This window comes from Vibrio cortegadensis (assembly GCF_024347395.1).
GTDB lineage: Bacteria > Pseudomonadota > Gammaproteobacteria > Enterobacterales > Vibrionaceae > Vibrio > Vibrio cortegadensis.
This window is the reverse complement of sequence record NZ_AP025472.1, coordinates 2,806,240-2,822,680: the sequence shown is the minus strand read 5'-3', so window position 1 is coordinate 2,822,680 and position 16,441 is coordinate 2,806,240. Positions and strand designations below refer to the sequence as shown.

Genomic DNA, 16,441 nt, shown 5'->3' with positions numbered 1-16,441 from the left:
GGAGTTGGTTGCTTGTTTGACCGTTATGAAGCCGGCGAACGAGCCGTACTTGTTCATATCAACTTCACGCAACAAGGTGAGTGGGACGATCTCAGCGAGTGTGAAATGCTGGTGTCTTCTGCTGGGGTGACGACGCTACAAGTTGTGACGGGTAGTCGTCAGTCACCACACCATAAATACTACGTTGGAGAGGGGAAAGCTCAGGAAATCGCCCAAGCTGTACAGCTAACGGGTGCTGATGTGGTGATATTTAACCACGCCTTATCTCCAGCCCAAGAACGTAACCTAGAAATGTTGTGCAAATGCCGAGTGTTGGATCGTACCGGTTTAATACTTGATATTTTTGCTCAACGAGCTCGGACACATGAAGGGAAATTACAGGTTGAGCTTGCTCAGCTTCGTCATATTTCAACTCGATTAATCCGTGGTTGGACCCACCTTGAGAGACAAAAAGGTGGTATTGGTTTACGTGGTCCGGGTGAAACGCAGTTAGAAACCGATAGACGTTTATTGCGTGAGCGAATTAAAGCGATTCTACGCCGTTTAGCTAAAGTGGCGAAGCAGCGTGAGCAAGGGCGGCGAGCTCGGAATCGAGCAGAAATCCCAACCATTTCATTGGTAGGTTATACCAATGCGGGTAAATCGACACTGTTTAACTGCATTACAGATGCGGGAGTGTATGCGGCAGACCAATTATTTGCGACGTTAGATCCTACATTGCGTAAGATCGAATTAGCCGATGTTGGGCCTGCGATTCTCGCGGATACTGTTGGTTTTATTCGTCATTTACCTCATGATTTAGTTGCAGCATTTAAAGCAACATTACAAGAAACGCAAGAAGCTGACATTTTGTTACATGTTGTTGATGCCAGTGATGAGCGTTTTCGTGAGAACATTCAAGCGGTTCATGATGTACTAGAAGAGATCGATGCCCATGAGGTACCGTCTTTAGTCGTGATGAACAAGATCGACAGCCTTGATGATCAAAATCCTCGTATCGAAAGAGATGAGGAAGGCTTACCTCGTACTGTTTGGGTTTCTGCTATGAATGGCATCGGTATGGATCTTCTATTTGAAGCTCTAACTGAACGCTTAGCGAAGCAGATGGTACAGTATCAGTTGCGAATTCCACCTCAATATCAAGGTAAAATTCGTAGCACATTCTTCGAGTTAAATTGTATTCAACAAGAAGAATATGATACAGATGGTAACTTGTTGATAGATATTCGAATGCAACAAGTAGATTGGTCTAGGATTGAAAAAAGAGAAGGGGCAGTTTTGAGTGACTTTATCGTTACAGAAAGGACTGCTACAGTATAACGTCATATCAAATGATGGAGCTTTCTAATGGCGTGGAATGAGCCTGGTAATAACAACGGCAATAACGGCCGCGATAATGACCCTTGGGGTAATAAAAATAATCGCGGTGGCCGAGATCAAGGACCGCCAGACCTAGATGAAGTTTTTAATAAACTGAGTCAAAAGTTGGGTGGCAAGTTTGGTAAGAAAGGTGGCAATGGCCCGAGTATTGGTGGTGGTGGCGCAATTGGCTTAGGTCTAATTGTTGTCGTTGCGATTGCGGTATGGGTATTTTCTGGTTTCTATACAATCGGTGAGGCTGAGAGAGGGGTTGTCCTTCGTCTTGGTAAATATGACCGTATTGTTGATCCAGGCCTAAACTGGCGACCTCGTTTCATTGATGAATACGAAGCGGTAAACGTACAAGCAATTCGTTCATTGCGAGCTTCTGGCACAATGTTAACGAAAGACGAAAACGTAGTAACAGTAGAAATGGGTGTTCAATATCGTGTTGCTGACCCATATAAATACTTGTTCCGCGTAACGAGTGCTGATGACAGTTTGCGTCAAGCGACAGATTCTGCATTACGTGCCGTTATTGGTGACTCATTGATGGACAGCACGCTTACCAGCGGTCGTCAGTTGATTCGTCAAACAACGCAAGAGACACTAAATAGTATCATTGATAAATATGATATGGGTCTTATCGTTATCGACGTTAACTTCCAGTCTGCTCGTCCGCCTGAAGAAGTTAAAGATTCGTTTGATGATGCGATTGCTGCGCGAGAAGATGAAGAGCGTTTCATCCGTGAAGCTGAAGCATATAAGAATGAAATTTTACCGAAAGCAACAGGTCGTGCTGAGCGTCTGAAAAAAGAAGCGCAAGGTTATACTGAACGCACGGTGAATGAAGCTCTTGGTCAAGTGGCTCAGTTTGAGAAACTACTACCAGAATATCAAGCGGCACCAGAGGTTACTCGTAACCGTTTGTACCTTGATACAATGGAAGAAGTGTACACCAATACATCGAAAGTACTGATTGACTCTGAATCGAGCGGTAACTTGCTGTACTTGCCAATTGATAAGCTAAGTGGCCAGGACGGTGACAGTTCTAAGCGTAAGACTAAATCGTCTTCTGCTTATGACAGTATTGAACTTGAATCTCAACGTACAGATACTCAAACCGAGACTCAAACCCGTTCAACTAACTCACGTCAAGGGAGATACTAATAATGCGTAAGTTAATGATCCCTGTATTGGTCGTTGCGTTAGCGATTATGTTGATGTCATTGTTTGTTATTCCTGAAGGTGAACGTGGTATCGTGATCCGTTTCGGGCGTGTACTTAAAGATAACAATGATGTGGCTGCACGTATTTACGAACCTGGTTTGCACTTTAAGATGCCAATGTTTGATCGTGTGAATCGTCTTGATGCGCGTATCCAAACGATGGATGGCCGTTCAGACCGATTCGTAACGTCTGAGAAAAAAGACGTCATCATCGATACCTACGTGAAATGGCGTATTGAAGATTTCGGTCAATACTACCTAGCGACAGGTGGTGGCAATGTTCAGACTGCTGAAGCTCTGTTAGAACGTAAAGTAACGGATGTATTACGTTCTGAAATTGGTTCTCGTGAAATCAAGCAGATTGTTTCTGGTCCTCGTAACGAAAAAGTTTTACCTTCAGTTGAAGATGCAGAATTAATCCCAGAAGCATCTAAAGAAGCATTGGAAGTTGATGGTCAGCGTGACATCATCATGGATAACGTACTTGCCGATACAAGTGAGAGCGCTCTGACAGACTTAGGTGTAAGAGTGGTTGACTTCAGAATGAAGAAAATCAACTTACCTGACGAAATCAGTGAATCGATCTACAAACGTATGCGTGCGGAACGTGAATCGGTTGCTCGTAAGCACCGTTCTCAAGGTCGTGAAAAAGCCGAAGTTATTCGTGCTCAAGCGGAACTTGAAGTGGCGACAGTACTTGCAGAGGCAGACAGAACTGCGCGTGTAACACGTGGTGATGCCGATGCAAAAGCAGCCGCTATCTATTCAAATGCTTATAACAAAGACCCTGAGTTTTATGGATTCTTACGTTCACTGAAAGCATATGAGAAGTCTTTTGGCTCTAAGAGTGATATCTTAGTTCTTGATCCAAAGAGTGATTTCTTCAAATACATGAATGACGCAAAAGGTGTTACTTCTAAGTAATGACTTATCGTCTTCAGTATTAAGAAAAAGGCTCCGCAAGGGGCCTTTTTTGTGCCTGTTGATTTATTAATGGCGTTTTTAAGAGAGTTAGGTTGGTGTATGTCGAGTTCGATTTGGTTAGCGATAGGCTTGGTTTTAATTGTGGAAGGGCTTGGACCGTTGATTGCTCCAAATGGTTGGAGAAATATGGTGGCTCAATTGAGTGAACAACCAGACAATCAACTACGCCGTATTGGTGGTTGTTTAGTGGTTGCGGGAGCGGTTATCGCAATAATGATGAGTTAAACAAGCTGATTGATTTCTACATGCTTATCAATCCGTTATCCGTGAAGATTCTAGAATGCCTAAAAAATGACTGCAAGAAATGTGATTCAGTGCTAGAATCCATTTTTAATTAGCAACAGAATTGGAAAGATGGGAAATAACGTAGTCGTGCTAGGCACCCAATGGGGTGACGAAGGTAAAGGTAAAATTGTTGACCTTTTAACTGAAGATGCAAAATACGTGGTTCGCTACCAAGGCGGTCACAATGCTGGTCATACTCTTGTCATTGACGGTGAAAAAACCGTTCTTCACTTAATTCCATCAGGTATTCTTCGCGATAAGCTTAAGTGCGTTATCGGTAACGGTGTTGTTCTATCACCAGAAGCCCTGATTAAAGAGATGAAACCTTTAGAAGAGCGCGGCATCCCTGTTCGCGAACGTCTTTTCATTTCTGAAGCATGTCCTCTAATTCTTCCTTACCACATTGCTCTAGACCAAGCGCGTGAAATCGCTCGTGGTAAAAAAGCAATTGGTACAACTGGTCGTGGTATCGGTCCAGCTTATGAAGATAAAGTTGCTCGTCGCGGTCTTCGCGTTGGCGATCTATTCGACAGAGAAGCATTCGCAGAGAAACTAAAAGAAGTGATGGAATACCATAACTTTGCATTAGTTAACTACTACAAAGCGGAAGCGGTAAGCTACGAAGAAGTACTTGAGCAAGCTATGGGCTATGCAGACCTACTAACTTCAATGGTTATTGATGTAACTGATGAGCTAGATGCTGCACGTAAGCGCGGTGATAAGATCATGTTTGAAGGTGCGCAAGGTACTCTACTTGACATCGACCACGGTACTTACCCATACGTAACGTCTTCTAACACTACTGCTGGTGGTGTTGCTGCAGGTTCTGGTTTCGGCCCTCGCCACATTGGTTACATTCTTGGTATCGCTAAAGCTTACTGTACTCGTGTTGGTTCTGGTCCATTCCCGACAGAGCTATACGATGGTCTAGAAAAACAAGATCCAGTAGGTAAGCACTTAGGTGATGTTGGCCATGAGTTTGGTGCAACAACTGGTCGTTTACGCCGTACTGGTTGGTTCGATGCAGTGGCAATGCGCCGTGCAATCCAAATCAACTCAATTTCTGGTTTCTGCCTAACTAAGTTAGACGTGCTAGACGGTCTTAAAGAACTTAAGATCTGTACTGGCTACCAGATGAAAGATGGTTCAATCCTAGAAGTTTCTCCAATGGCTGCTGAAGCATTTGAAGAAGCAACACCTGTTTACGAAACTATGCCTGGTTGGTCTGAAAATACTTTTGGTGCAACATCTCTTGAATCGCTTCCACAAGCGGCTCTAGATTACATCAAGCGTATCGAAGAGCTAACTGGCGTTCCTGTTGATATCGTATCAACTGGCCCAGACCGTAACGAAACAATTGTTAAAGTTCACCCATTTGGTGCTTAATAGTTGATATCTATGATGAATAATAAAAGCCGGCTTAAATAGCCGGCTTTTTTGTACCTGTTGTGATGATCTTTTGTTCACTGTCTGGCAAGATATTGCCTATAAACGGCAATAATTCCCTAAAGAGATCCGCTAAATTGCCGATAATCTTATCAAGCCTATATAAACGCAGAGCATTGCTTGTGCGTGGATATGGAGTTTTACTGATACGAATAAAAGAGTGCAGGTATGAAGCTACGAATAGTAGCGGCTTCATTAATGTTGGCGCTGAGCTCTCCCTTGAGTCATGCAAATTTGGCTGAGGTTGGGGAGCCTGTCCCAATTTATACTGAAGCCGAACTGATCAAATTAATTGAAGACAATCGACATTTAGAGCGAGTAAAAGCTGATAACTGCCAGATCGTGGAAGATATCGTAGCTCGTGCAACTCGAATCAATCTACCATCATACGAGTTTTTGTATGGTGATATGCTGGCTTGGGGGGTGTGCGTTGAGCAAGATGTTGAACTTGGTCTGTATTATATGGAAAACGCTGCGCATCAAGGCTTACCCGCCGCGCTAGAGCAACTCGGCCGTTATTACTCTCGTGGTACATTAGTACAGCAAGATAAAGAACGTGCTATCCCATATTTACGTGAAGCGGCTTCTATGGGGAACTTGAATGCCCGCATTCATCTCGCAGAACTGTTGTTACGTGACTATGGCAGTCCACTCGATTATGAAGATGCTTATCGCTGGCTGTATAACTCAGCAACGGCAGATAAGCGACAGCACAGCCGTATCTCGGTGTTGCGACAAGGTTTAGAGCTGAGAATGCCGCAAAATATTATCGCCAGAGCCAAGCGCCGTGACGTGTTCTGGTAGATAGATATAAATTAAAAAATTATTGATAACTGCACTCAAATGAAAACAGCCCTTATAGTGAATATAAGGGCTGTTTTGTTTTACTTATTTAAAAAGTATCAGAGTCTTATTGAACCGTCTCGCCCGACTCAATCACCGTCTTACGTACAATTTCAGTAAAGGCCAAAGCTTCTTCACGGATCTTCGTCTCATCAACCGTTAGCATCTCTCTGTCTTTCATAATGACTTTACCAGCAACGATAGAGTGGCGAACATTTGCAGAGTTTGCTGAGTAAACCAGAGCTGAGTATGGGTTATAGACTGGAACCATATTCGGCGCTTTGGTGTCGATAACAATAATATCGGCCAGTTTGCCAACTTCTAATGAGCCTATTTTGTCTTCCATGTGCAGTGCTTTAGCTGCGCCCATTGTTGCCATATCAATGACTTTAATTGGTGGCATTGCAGCTCGGTCTTTGTTTACGAGCTTATGTACTTTGGCGACTTGGTTAAACTCATCAATGGTACTTAATGTGTTGCCAGACATAGGGCCATCAGTACCTAAACCGATACGAACATCTTGGTCATACATTTTCAGCGCCGGTGATACCCCTTTTGCTGATTTGATGTTGGCACTCATGTTGTGCGCGACACCCATATCCGATTTTTTAACCAGTTCAATATCCGCATCATCGACTAAAATCATGTGAGCGCCGACTAAGTTCTTATTGAGTGCACCGATGCTGTCCATGTAAGCGACAGGTGATAGACCGTCTGAACGCTTGGCAATTTTCTCTTCTTCACGATGTGACTCTGCAAGGTGGATCATTACCGGTACGTCGTGCTCAAGAGAGAGTTTTGCCACTTTTTGTAGAATCTCAGTGGTATTGGTATAGGGTGCGTGTGGGGCAAATGCTGGGGTAATACGCGGATGATCTTTGTACTCTTCAATAAAGTTCAGCGCGTATTGGATGCCTTCTTCCGCATTAGCTGCATCGGCTACCGGAAATTTAATCACGGTTTCACCCAGTACGGCACGCATACCGATAGTATCAACGGTTTTTGCTACTTCATCTTCAAAGTAGTACATGTCAGCGTAAGTCGTTACACCACCTTTGACCATTTCAACATTGCCAAGATTTGCACCAATACGCACCATGTCACGAGAAACAAGCTTTGCTTCTAGAGGGAAAATGTAGCGGTGAAGGCGATCTGGCACGTCATCAGCAAGTGAGCGAAATACCGTCATAGAAACATGCGTATGGGTATTAATTAGACCTGGCATGACAATATCACCATCGACATCAAGTGTTTGCTTTGCTTGATATTCCTTCGCTAAAGTAGCATCACCAACAGCGATAATTTTGTTATCTTTTACAACAATTGTGCCATTGTCATAGACCGCTTTATCTTGATTCATGGTTAATACCATCGCGTCAGTGATCATAAGATCAGCTTTTTCGGTGGCAAAAGAAGAAGTTGAAAACAAGCCAAAGCTCGCGATAGCCGTTGCAAGAAGTGTACGTTTAATTGTCATATCAATACCTTTGGAACAGGTGGGGAGAGTCGCGTTTGATGATAGGCTAATCTGGTATTTCTGCAATCGATTGCCTTGTCAATTTCATCAAGATGAGATCTTAAGCAAAGGATATGAAAGTATATTTAACAAAGTGAAATGTTATGTTTTTTCAAGGCTAATTCCTTCTATTATTAAAGCAAATCTGTAGCTTATCTCCTTAGTCAGATATACTAAGCCGTATACCTTCCTTGCTTAAGCAGGCCCGCCTATGTCAAAACAAACACCAGAAAAAAAGAATGCCGATCCCTTTGCAGATCGTGAATCTCAAAAATATGAAAACCCAGTTCCAAGTCGTGAATTTATTACTGACTTTTTAACCACAGCTAATGTACCAATGAATCGTAATGATCTATTTGAAGCATTAGGTCTGACAGGTGAAGAGCAGTACGAAGGGTTACGCCGCCGGTTACGGGCGATGGAGCGTGATGGTCAATTGATTTTCACTCGTCGCCAGTGTTATGCACTGCCTGAAAAGCTCGAATTGACGAAAGGTTATGTTATTGGGCACAAAGATGGTTTTGGCTGGGTTCGACCTGAAGGTAGCGTAGGAAAAGATAATGATATCTTGCTTCCACACCACCAAATGCGCCACATCATTCATGGCGATTTAGTGCTTATTCAGCCATCAGGAACGGATAAGCGAGGGCGCAAAGAAGGGCGCTTAGTTCGAGTGCTAGAAGAGAGAAAAACGCCACTTGTCGGACGTTTCTTTTTTGAATACGGGCACTCGTTTGTGGTTACCGATGATTCACGAATCAGCCAAGATATTCTGATCCCAAATGAGCATAAAGGCGGTGCTCGAATGGGGAACGTGGTGGTGATTGAGTTGACTGATCGTGGCACTCGTTCGCGAGGCATGATGGGTAAAGTCATTGAAGTTCTCGGTGAAAATATGGCTCCGGGTATGGAAACGCAAATTGCAATCCGTACTCATCAAATTCCAAACGTTTGGCCTGTGGAAGTTGAAAAGCAGGTTGAGAACTTAGGTGAAGAAGTTCCTGAAGAAGCGAAGAAAGGACGTGTTGACCTGCGTGAATTGCCATTAGTCACCATTGATGGTGAAGACGCGCGAGACTTTGATGATGCTGTCTATTGTGAAGCTAAAAAAGGCGGTGGTTGGCGCTTATGGGTGGCGATCGCGGATGTAAGTTATTATGTTCGTACTGATACCGCACTCGACAAAGAAGCGATCAACCGTGGTAACTCAGTCTATTTCCCATCTCAAGTCGTGCCGATGCTACCTGAGGTATTATCAAACGGATTGTGTTCACTCAATCCACAAGTAGACCGTTTATGTATGGTTTGCGAAATGACGATTTCTTCAACCGGTAAGCTTTCCGGCTACAAACATTACGAAGCGGTTATGAACTCTCACGCTCGCCTGACTTACAACAAAGTGGGTGCCATTCTCGATGGGGATGAAGAGCTGCGTGAACGTTATAAGCCTGAAGTGCCACATCTTGAAGAACTGCATAAGATGTACAAGATACTGAAGCAAACTCGTGATGAGCGTGGGGCTATTGAGTTTGAAACGGTTGAAACCAAATTTATCTTCAACGCAGAGCGTAAAATTGATCGTATTGAACCTGTGATTCGAAACGATGCGCATAAGCTTATTGAAGAGTGCATGATTTTAGCGAATATCGCTTCTGCGTCATTGGTTGAGAAAGCGAAAGAAGCGGCACTGTTTCGTGTTCATGAATCTCCGGGTGAAGAGCGCCTGGTTGGCTTTAGAGACTTCCTTGGGGAGCTAGGCTTAAACTTGGGTGGTGGATTACAACCTTCTCCAACAGATTATGCACACCTAATGAAACAAATTGGTGAGCGTCAAGATAAAGAGTTGATTCAAACTATGCTGCTGCGCTCAATGAAGCAGGCGGTGTATAACGCTGATAACGCAGGGCACTTTGGTTTAGCTCTCAAACGTTACGCGCACTTTACTTCTCCAATTCGTCGCTACCCAGACTTGTTGTTACACCGTGCAATTAAGTACCTCATTGCCAAGCAAGAAGGAAGAAATACCGATCGCTGGACACCGACGGGTGGTTATCACTATTCATTTGACGATATGGATTTTTACGGTGAACAGTGCTCGATGACAGAGCGCCGAGCCGATGATGCAACACGTGAAGTGAACGATTGGCTAAAATGTGAATACATGCAAGATCATGTCGGTGATGTGCTTGATGGTGTTATTGCTAATGTAACCGGTTTTGGCTTCTTCGTTCGTTTGAGTGAACTGCATATTGATGGCTTGGTTCATATCTCTTCTCTTGCGAATGACTACTACCAATTTGATGCGGTAGGGCAGCGATTAATTGGTGAGAGCTTCGGTAATATCTATCGTCTTGGTGATGCCGTTAAAGTTAAAGTCAAAGCGGTAAATCTGGATGATCGTCAAATTGACTTTGAATTAGTAGAAACTAGTCGTAAGCTACGCGGTGAAGGCAAAACGGCGAAAAAACGCGCGGCAGAAGCTCAAAGAAAAGCGAAGAGTAAAAAACAAGGTGTTAAGAACCGTAAGCCAGGAGCTAAAGCCACTCCGCTTGTTGAACCAACTAAGCGACCTGATGGCCGCAATGAAGGTGAAAGTGCTGAAGGTGGACGTAAAAAAGGTTCTGCGCCTAAAGGGGAACAAAATGATAAACCCCGCAAGAAGAAATCTCGTACAGGCGCGAGTAAAGCTCGTGCCAAGAAAAAACATGAACAAAAGAAATAACGCTGACAAGGTAGACGATGAGTAACGAATTTATTTACGGCATTCACGCCGTGAAAGCGGTATTAGAGAAAGATCCTGCACGCTTCATTGAGGCCTATGTTTTAAAAGGCCGCCAAGATGAGCGTTTGATGCCTTTGCTAAACCAATTGCAGCAATATGGCATTTCAATTCAGCAAATGGGTCGCAAGCCTCTTGACGAGAAATCAAATGGCGCGAACCACCAAGGTATTATTGCGCGTGTTAAAGCCGCAAAACAGCTGAATGAAAATGACTTGGATGCGATTTTGGCAAGCAATGAACAGCCTTTATTGCTTGTGCTTGACGGTGTGACGGATCCTCATAATTTAGGTGCTTGTTTACGTAATGCTGATGCGGCGGGTGTCGCTGCTGTAATCGTACCAAAAGATCGATCTTCACCATTAACGGCGACCGTAAGTAAAGTTGCCTGTGGTGCTGCTGAAACGGTACCTCTTGTTCGTGTGACTAATTTGGCGCGTACGATGAGAGCGCTGCAAGAGCAGGGTGTATGGTTTGTAGGCACGGCTGGAGAAGCGACACATGACGTTTATCAAGCTAAATTAACAGGGCCACTTGCGATTGTTATGGGGGCAGAAGGTGATGGTATGCGCCGTCTAACTCGTGAAACATGTGATGATCTGATTAAGATCCCAATGGCAGGTAGTGTTTCTAGTTTGAATGTCTCTGTAGCGTCTGGTATTTGTTTGTTTGAAGCGGTAAGACAACGCTTGGCCCAGTAATGAGTTAGTGCGTATTTAACTATTTGAATTTATTAACGTTCATCATTATTGGTGGACGTTTTTTTTTCAGGCTAAAAAGAGAGAATATGTGGCTTTATCGGATGGCTAGATGGCAAAAGAAAAACTGTTTCATTATTAGCCAAATACCGCTTGCCAATATCCGGTTCTTTCTATAATATTTGCCGTCCTTAAAACTTGGTCATTTTTCTTTAGTTCCTTGCTTCCCCTGGACGACCGAGCCTTTCGTGGAAGCTAATAATCCGTAAGGAGCAACCAAATGCGTCATTATGAAATCGTATTCATGGTTCACCCTGATCAAAGCGAGCAAGTTGCTGGCATGATCGAACGTTACACTGGTTCAATCACTGAAGCTGGTGGTACTGTCCACCGTCTAGAAGACTGGGGCCGCCGTCAAATGGCTTACCCAATCAACAAACTTCACAAAGCTCACTACGTTCTTATGAACGTTGAAGCTGGTCAAGAAGTGATGGACGAGCTAGAAACTGCTTTCCGTTTTAACGATGCAGTTCTACGTAACATGATCATGCGCACTAAAGGCGCTGTGACTGAGCAATCTATTATGCTTAAGCAAAAAGAAGAGCGTGCAGAGCGTGCTCCTCGTCGTGAAGAGCGTACAGAAGCTAAGCCAGAAGCAAAGCCAGAAGCAGCAGCTGAGTAATTGATTGTATGACCAATCGAATGGAACTCAGCGGCTCTGTCGTTAAAGATCCTATTCGAAGCCTTAGCCCTGCGGGTGTTGCTCATTGCCGATTTTGGCTAGAACATCGCTCAACAGTGTTAGAAGCTAACCTACCGAGACAAGTTTTTTGTCGTATGCCGGTAGTCATTAGTGGGCAAAGGTCGCAAGCATTAACTCAAGAATTAGTTTTAGGTAGTAACATTAAGGTAAGTGGCTTCGTTGCTTATCAAACCGGCCGAAATGGCGTTGGTAAATTAGTGTTGCATGCCGATAACATTACTCAAATTTAAGATCAGGAGATAGCCCATGGCTCGTTTCTTCCGTCGTCGTAAATTCTGCCGTTTTACTGCAGAAGGCGTACAAGAGATTGACTACAAAGACGTAGCAACTCTAAAAAACTACATCACTGAAGCTGGTAAAATTGTACCTAGCCGTATCACTGGTACTAGCGCTAAATATCAGCGTCAACTAGCTCGCGCTATCAAGCGTTCTCGTTACGTTGCTCTTCTACCATACACTGACAAACATCAGTAAATTGGTATTAGTTTAAATTAGTTAAGAGGACTAAGATAATGCAAGTTATTCTACTTGATAAAATCGGTAACCTAGGCAACCTTGGCGACCAAGTAAACGTTAAATCTGGTTACGCTCGTAACTTCCTTATCCCACAGGGTAAAGTAGTTATGGCAACTAAAGCTAACGTTGAAATGTTTGAAACTCGCCGCGCTGAACTAGAAGCTAAAGTTGCTGAGCAACTAGCTGCTTGTCAAGCTCGTGCAGAAAGCGTTAACGCTCTAGAAGCAGTTGTTATTGAATCTAAAGCTGGTGACGAAGGTAAACTATTTGGCTCTATCGGTACTCGTGACATCGCAGACGCTGTAACAGCGGCTGGTGTTGCAATTGCTAAGAGCGAAGTACGTCTTCCTGAAGGCGCTCTACGTAACGTAGGTGAGTTCGAAGTAAGCATCCAACTTCATTCTGAAGTTTTTGCTACTGTGAAACTACAAGTAGTTGCTGCTGCTTAATTTCAGCATCAATCTATAATAAAAACACCAGCTTCGGCTGGTGTTTTTTTATGTCTAAAGAAAATAATTTGCTAGCGGTTGGGAGTGCTTAAAAGACAAATAGTAGGTTGACAGAAAAAATGCTGTCTGACTTATGCAATCCATTCGGCACCTTATCGTGGTATTGTCTAGAGTACGCCAGCTTTAACGCAATATCGTCAGTGATATTGTTAGTTGCACTGATCTCTGTATCCGTTCGAGTATTACTCCTCCCCGTAACCACGGTGATATCACCAGCAAGGTTGAGCGTTTTTAATGGCTGCCAAGCGGCATTGAGATTCCCGCGAAAGATGCCTTCTTGGACGATGTCAGGAAATATAATGTCATCATCATCGATCTCATCTAAATTTGGCTCTTGGTAGCGGAAACCAGGACCAACTTCTAACTCTAATTTAAATAAATCGGTATTAGAAAACTGGAAACCAAATCCACTTGAGAGTGTGTAATCTTTAAAGTATGCCGTGTATTTTGAATCAACCCCTTTGAGGCTACCGTACAAGTATGTCTTTGGACTTAACTTATAGTCGCTTTGTAAGCTATAGGTGGATTGGCGCTTATCTTCCTCCCCATCTTTGTAGAGCATGTAATACTTCCATTCGCCATGGGTTCTATGCCTACCTTCGGTATATTCGCCACTTAAACGAGCATTAAGAGATTGTGAATCAGAATTACCTGTATGTGATTGATAGCCAAACTCGACTTCGCTACTAAGAGGGGATGGGATTTCAATGTCGGTAGCCGTGATCTCTTCAGCATAAACCATAGGGGATACGATCAGCCCCGCGCTGAGAAGGATAATTTTTGACACTGAATATCTCTATATTGATGGTCTGAATATGCGTATGGTAAAAGTATCCCATATGTACTAGGTCAGCAAAACGTAAATTTTCCATGAGATAAAAACAAAGTTAATCGAACTAGATTACAAATCATGGTTCTTCGCTATAATGGCGGTCATTATCAAGTTACTGAGCGTAGTCATGGTTGATACCAGAAATCGAAAACCCGTAGATACCCAAGTTGAGGCGATCAAAGTGCCTCCGCATTCATTGGAAGCTGAGCAATCTGTTATTGGTGGATTGTTACTGGACAATGAGCGTTGGGATACCGTGGCAGAAAAAGTCTTAAATAAAGATTTTTATAGTCGACCACACCGCCTGATTTTTGAAGCTGTAAAAGCCATTCTGGATGATAGTAAGCCACTCGATCTGATCACGCTTTCCGAATTCTTGGAGTTAAGAGAGCAACTCGATGATGTGGGTGGTTTTGCTTACCTTGCTGACTTGGTAAAGAACACCCCAAGTGCTGCCAATATCAATGCTTATGCCGATATAGTTGCAGAGCGGGCGTTAGTTCGTAACTTGATCGGTGTTGCGAATGAGATTGCGGATGCTGGTTATGATCCTCAAGGTCGCTCATCTGAAGATCTACTTGATTTGGCTGAGAGTAAAGTTTTTGCGATCGCTGAAGATCGAACCAGTGAAAATGAAGGCCCGCAGAATGTTGATAACATTCTAGAGAAAACGCTAGAAAGAATTGAGATTCTATACAAGACACCACAAGATGGTGTGACTGGTGTTAATACTGGTTTCAATGATTTGAATAAGAAAACCGCAGGATTGCAAGGCTCTGATCTTATTATTGTCGCGGCTCGTCCATCGATGGGTAAAACGACCTTTGCGATGAATTTATGTGAAAATGCAGCAATGGACCAAGATAAACCTGTGCTCATTTTCTCTTTAGAGATGCCTGCTGAACAGCTAATGATGCGTATGCTTGCATCTCTTTCTCGTGTCGATCAAACCAAAATTCGTACCGGTCAACTTGATGATGAAGACTGGGCGAGGATCTCATCTACGATGGGTATTCTTATGCAGAAGAAGAATATGTACATCGATGATAGTTCAGGGTTAACACCTACGGAATTGCGTTCACGAGCACGTCGTATTGCGCGTGAATCTGGCGGTTTAAGCATGATCATGGTCGATTACTTGCAGTTGATGCGAGTCCCAGGCATGCAAGATAACCGTACATTGGAAATTTCAGAGATATCACGCTCTCTTAAAGCATTGGCAAAAGAGTTGAATGTACCTGTGGTTGCGCTTTCTCAGCTTAACCGTTCCCTAGAGCAACGAGCGGATAAACGACCAATTAACTCCGATTTACGTGAATCTGGTGCCATCGAGCAAGATGCCGATTTGATTATGTTTATTTATCGTGATGAGGTTTACCATCCTGATAGTAATTATAAAGGCACTGCCGAGATTATATTAGGTAAACAGCGTAATGGCCCGATTGGTTCAGTGCGATTAACTTTCCAAGGACAATTCTCTCGCTTTGATAATTATGCGGGACCTGCCTTTGATTTCGATGACGAGTAAAAATACGTTATGAGCTATATGAAGGCCGCCACGGCCACCGTCGACTTAGATGCACTGAAGCACAATTTAGAGTTAGTTAAGGCTCAAGCTCCTGATAGTAAGATCATGGCGGTAGTGAAAGCGAATGGATATGGGCATGGGTTACTGCGAGTGGCAAAACACGCTCAAGGGGCGGATGCTTTCGGTGTTGCTCGAATAGAAGAAGCCCTTCAATTAAGAGCGGGTGGCATTGTTAAGCCTATCTTATTGCTTGAAGGTTTTTACTCTTCTGGTGATCTTCCTATTTTAGTCACTAACAATATTCAGACGGTTGTGCATTGTGAAGAGCAGTTGGTGGCATTAGAAAATGCGGAGCTTGAAACACCAGTTGTCGTCTGGGTTAAAATTGATACTGGCATGCACCGATTAGGTGTTCGTCCTGAAGAGTATCAAGAGTTCATTGAACGTCTGCATGCGTGTAAAAATGTCGCTCAGCCTCTGCGTTATATGAGTCATTTTGGTTGTGCAGATGAATTGGATAAATCGGATACCGCAGAGCAAATTGAACTCTTTCTCTCGTTAACCAATGGCTGCGCTGGTGAGCGTTCCTTAGCGGCATCGGCAGGTTTGTTAGCGTGGGAGCAAAGCCAGTTAGAGTGGGTTCGTCCCGGCATTATTATGTATGGCGTTTCTCCTTTCTCTGATAAGACCGCTGAAGAGCTCAACTATCGACCTGTTATGACCTTGAAATCGCACCTTATTGCGGTTCGTGATGTTAAAGCGGGTGAAACCGTGGGTTATGGCGGGACTTGGCGTAGCAAACGCGATACCAAAGTTGGTGTAATTGCAATTGGCTACGGCGACGGTTATCCACGCACAGCGCCAAACGGAACACCTGTAATGGTCAATGGAAGACGAGTCCCTATTGCTGGTCGAGTGTCAATGGACATGTTAACCGTCGATCTAGGACCTGATGCGAAAGACCATGTTGGTGATGAAGCTATTTTGTGGGGAAGCCAACTTCCTTCCGAAGAGGTGGCAAGCCACATAGGAACTATTGCCTATGAATTGGTGACAAAACTCACCTCTCGGGTGGAGATGACTTACCTTAGCGATGATGCAGCCTGTAAATGGAAATCAAACAGTTAAGTTCGATTTTTTTGATGATTAATGCG

Annotated in this window: 16 protein-coding genes; 14 read left to right on the top strand and 2 right to left on the bottom strand. The window is 43.7% G+C overall.

Annotated features, from left to right (window positions below):
• Nucleotides 1-12 precede the first annotated feature (12 nt).
• From hflX to motX, 6 genes are all read left to right on the top strand, one after another.
• Nucleotides 13-1,320 carry a ribosome rescue GTPase HflX gene (hflX, locus tag OCV39_RS13100; RefSeq protein ID WP_113796831.1) on the top strand — a complete coding sequence of 436 codons (1,308 nt, stop codon included), beginning with the start codon at nucleotides 13-15 and terminating at the stop codon, nucleotides 1,318-1,320.
• A gap of 27 nt (nucleotides 1,321-1,347) precedes the next feature.
• Entirely contained in the window at nucleotides 1,348-2,529 is a 1,182-nt protein-coding gene (gene hflK, locus OCV39_RS13095; protein ID WP_113796833.1) for an FtsH protease activity modulator HflK, read from the top strand.
• Nucleotides 2,530-2,531: 2 nt separating this feature from the next.
• On the top strand, nucleotides 2,532-3,512 hold the full coding sequence (gene hflC, locus OCV39_RS13090) for a protease modulator HflC (protein ID WP_113796835.1): 981 nt from the start codon (nucleotides 2,532-2,534) through the stop codon (nucleotides 3,510-3,512).
• 99 nt (nucleotides 3,513-3,611) lie between these two features.
• Nucleotides 3,612-3,797: a DUF2065 domain-containing protein gene (locus OCV39_RS13085; RefSeq protein ID WP_113796863.1), complete on the top strand. Its 186-nt coding sequence runs from the start codon at nucleotides 3,612-3,614 to the stop codon at nucleotides 3,795-3,797.
• 129 nt (nucleotides 3,798-3,926) lie between these two features.
• Nucleotides 3,927-5,243 (top strand): adenylosuccinate synthase, encoded by a 1,317-nt coding sequence (locus OCV39_RS13080; RefSeq protein ID WP_017051383.1) that lies wholly within the window; start codon nucleotides 3,927-3,929, stop codon nucleotides 5,241-5,243.
• A 228-nt stretch (nucleotides 5,244-5,471) separates the two neighbouring features.
• The gene (motX, locus tag OCV39_RS13075; RefSeq protein WP_017051384.1) at nucleotides 5,472-6,107 is read left to right on the top strand and encodes a flagellar protein MotX; all 636 of its coding nucleotides are present in this window, start codon (nucleotides 5,472-5,474) and stop codon (nucleotides 6,105-6,107) included.
• A 106-nt stretch (nucleotides 6,108-6,213) separates the two neighbouring features.
• On the opposite strand, the gene OCV39_RS13070 is transcribed toward motX, so the two are convergent.
• Nucleotides 6,214-7,623 (bottom strand): amidohydrolase, encoded by a 1,410-nt coding sequence (locus OCV39_RS13070; protein ID WP_017051385.1) that lies wholly within the window; start codon nucleotides 7,621-7,623, stop codon nucleotides 6,214-6,216.
• A 250-nt stretch (nucleotides 7,624-7,873) separates the two neighbouring features.
• Between OCV39_RS13070 and rnr the strand changes: the two genes are divergently transcribed.
• From rnr to rplI, 6 genes are all read left to right on the top strand, one after another.
• Nucleotides 7,874-10,384, top strand: coding sequence for a ribonuclease R (gene rnr / locus OCV39_RS13065; protein WP_261888598.1), 2,511 nt, complete (start codon nucleotides 7,874-7,876; stop codon nucleotides 10,382-10,384).
• Between the two features lie 17 nt (nucleotides 10,385-10,401).
• Nucleotides 10,402-11,142: a 23S rRNA (guanosine(2251)-2'-O)-methyltransferase RlmB gene (rlmB, locus tag OCV39_RS13060; protein ID WP_017051387.1), complete on the top strand. Its 741-nt coding sequence runs from the start codon at nucleotides 10,402-10,404 to the stop codon at nucleotides 11,140-11,142.
• Nucleotides 11,143-11,419: 277 nt separating this feature from the next.
• Nucleotides 11,420-11,821, top strand: coding sequence for a 30S ribosomal protein S6 (gene rpsF, locus OCV39_RS13055; RefSeq protein ID WP_017051388.1), 402 nt, complete (start codon nucleotides 11,420-11,422; stop codon nucleotides 11,819-11,821).
• Nucleotides 11,822-11,829: 8 nt separating this feature from the next.
• Entirely contained in the window at nucleotides 11,830-12,132 is a 303-nt protein-coding gene (gene priB, locus OCV39_RS13050; RefSeq protein ID WP_029203233.1) for a primosomal replication protein N, read from the top strand.
• 16 nt (nucleotides 12,133-12,148) lie between these two features.
• A complete protein-coding gene (gene rpsR, locus OCV39_RS13045) occupies nucleotides 12,149-12,376 on the top strand; it encodes a 30S ribosomal protein S18 (RefSeq protein WP_017051390.1) in 228 nt (75 codons plus the stop codon).
• Nucleotides 12,377-12,414: 38 nt separating this feature from the next.
• Nucleotides 12,415-12,867: a 50S ribosomal protein L9 gene (gene rplI / locus OCV39_RS13040; RefSeq protein ID WP_017051391.1), complete on the top strand. Its 453-nt coding sequence runs from the start codon at nucleotides 12,415-12,417 to the stop codon at nucleotides 12,865-12,867.
• 88 nt (nucleotides 12,868-12,955) lie between these two features.
• On the opposite strand, the gene OCV39_RS13035 is transcribed toward rplI, so the two are convergent.
• On the bottom strand, nucleotides 12,956-13,714 hold the full coding sequence (locus tag OCV39_RS13035; RefSeq protein ID WP_171757422.1) for a DUF481 domain-containing protein: 759 nt from the start codon (nucleotides 13,712-13,714) through the stop codon (nucleotides 12,956-12,958).
• Between the two features lie 172 nt (nucleotides 13,715-13,886).
• Between OCV39_RS13035 and OCV39_RS13030 the strand changes: the two genes are divergently transcribed.
• A complete protein-coding gene (locus OCV39_RS13030; protein ID WP_029203234.1) occupies nucleotides 13,887-15,287 on the top strand; it encodes a replicative DNA helicase in 1,401 nt (466 codons plus the stop codon).
• Nucleotides 15,288-15,296: 9 nt separating this feature from the next.
• Nucleotides 15,297-16,415 (top strand): alanine racemase, encoded by a 1,119-nt coding sequence (alr, locus tag OCV39_RS13025; protein WP_261888597.1) that lies wholly within the window; start codon nucleotides 15,297-15,299, stop codon nucleotides 16,413-16,415.
• Nucleotides 16,416-16,441 lie beyond the last annotated feature (26 nt).

Coding starts and splice junctions, on each gene's coding strand:
- rnr (WP_261888598.1), top strand. CDS start 7,874: ATGTCAAAACAAACACCAGAAAAAAAGAATGCCGATCCCTTTGCAGAT.
- hflK (WP_113796833.1), top strand. CDS start 1,348: ATGGCGTGGAATGAGCCTGGTAATAACAACGGCAATAACGGCCGCGAT.
- rplI (WP_017051391.1), top strand. CDS start 12,415: ATGCAAGTTATTCTACTTGATAAAATCGGTAACCTAGGCAACCTTGGC.
- OCV39_RS13085 (WP_113796863.1), top strand. CDS start 3,612: ATGTCGAGTTCGATTTGGTTAGCGATAGGCTTGGTTTTAATTGTGGAA.
- OCV39_RS13070 (WP_017051385.1), bottom strand. CDS start 7,623: ATGACAATTAAACGTACACTTCTTGCAACGGCTATCGCGAGCTTTGGC.
- rpsF (WP_017051388.1), top strand. CDS start 11,420: ATGCGTCATTATGAAATCGTATTCATGGTTCACCCTGATCAAAGCGAG.
- hflC (WP_113796835.1), top strand. CDS start 2,532: ATGCGTAAGTTAATGATCCCTGTATTGGTCGTTGCGTTAGCGATTATG.
- OCV39_RS13080 (WP_017051383.1), top strand. CDS start 3,927: ATGGGAAATAACGTAGTCGTGCTAGGCACCCAATGGGGTGACGAAGGT.
- rpsR (WP_017051390.1), top strand. CDS start 12,149: ATGGCTCGTTTCTTCCGTCGTCGTAAATTCTGCCGTTTTACTGCAGAA.
- priB (WP_029203233.1), top strand. CDS start 11,830: ATGACCAATCGAATGGAACTCAGCGGCTCTGTCGTTAAAGATCCTATT.
- motX (WP_017051384.1), top strand. CDS start 5,472: ATGAAGCTACGAATAGTAGCGGCTTCATTAATGTTGGCGCTGAGCTCT.
- rlmB (WP_017051387.1), top strand. CDS start 10,402: ATGAGTAACGAATTTATTTACGGCATTCACGCCGTGAAAGCGGTATTA.
- alr (WP_261888597.1), top strand. CDS start 15,297: ATGAGCTATATGAAGGCCGCCACGGCCACCGTCGACTTAGATGCACTG.
- OCV39_RS13030 (WP_029203234.1), top strand. CDS start 13,887: ATGGTTGATACCAGAAATCGAAAACCCGTAGATACCCAAGTTGAGGCG.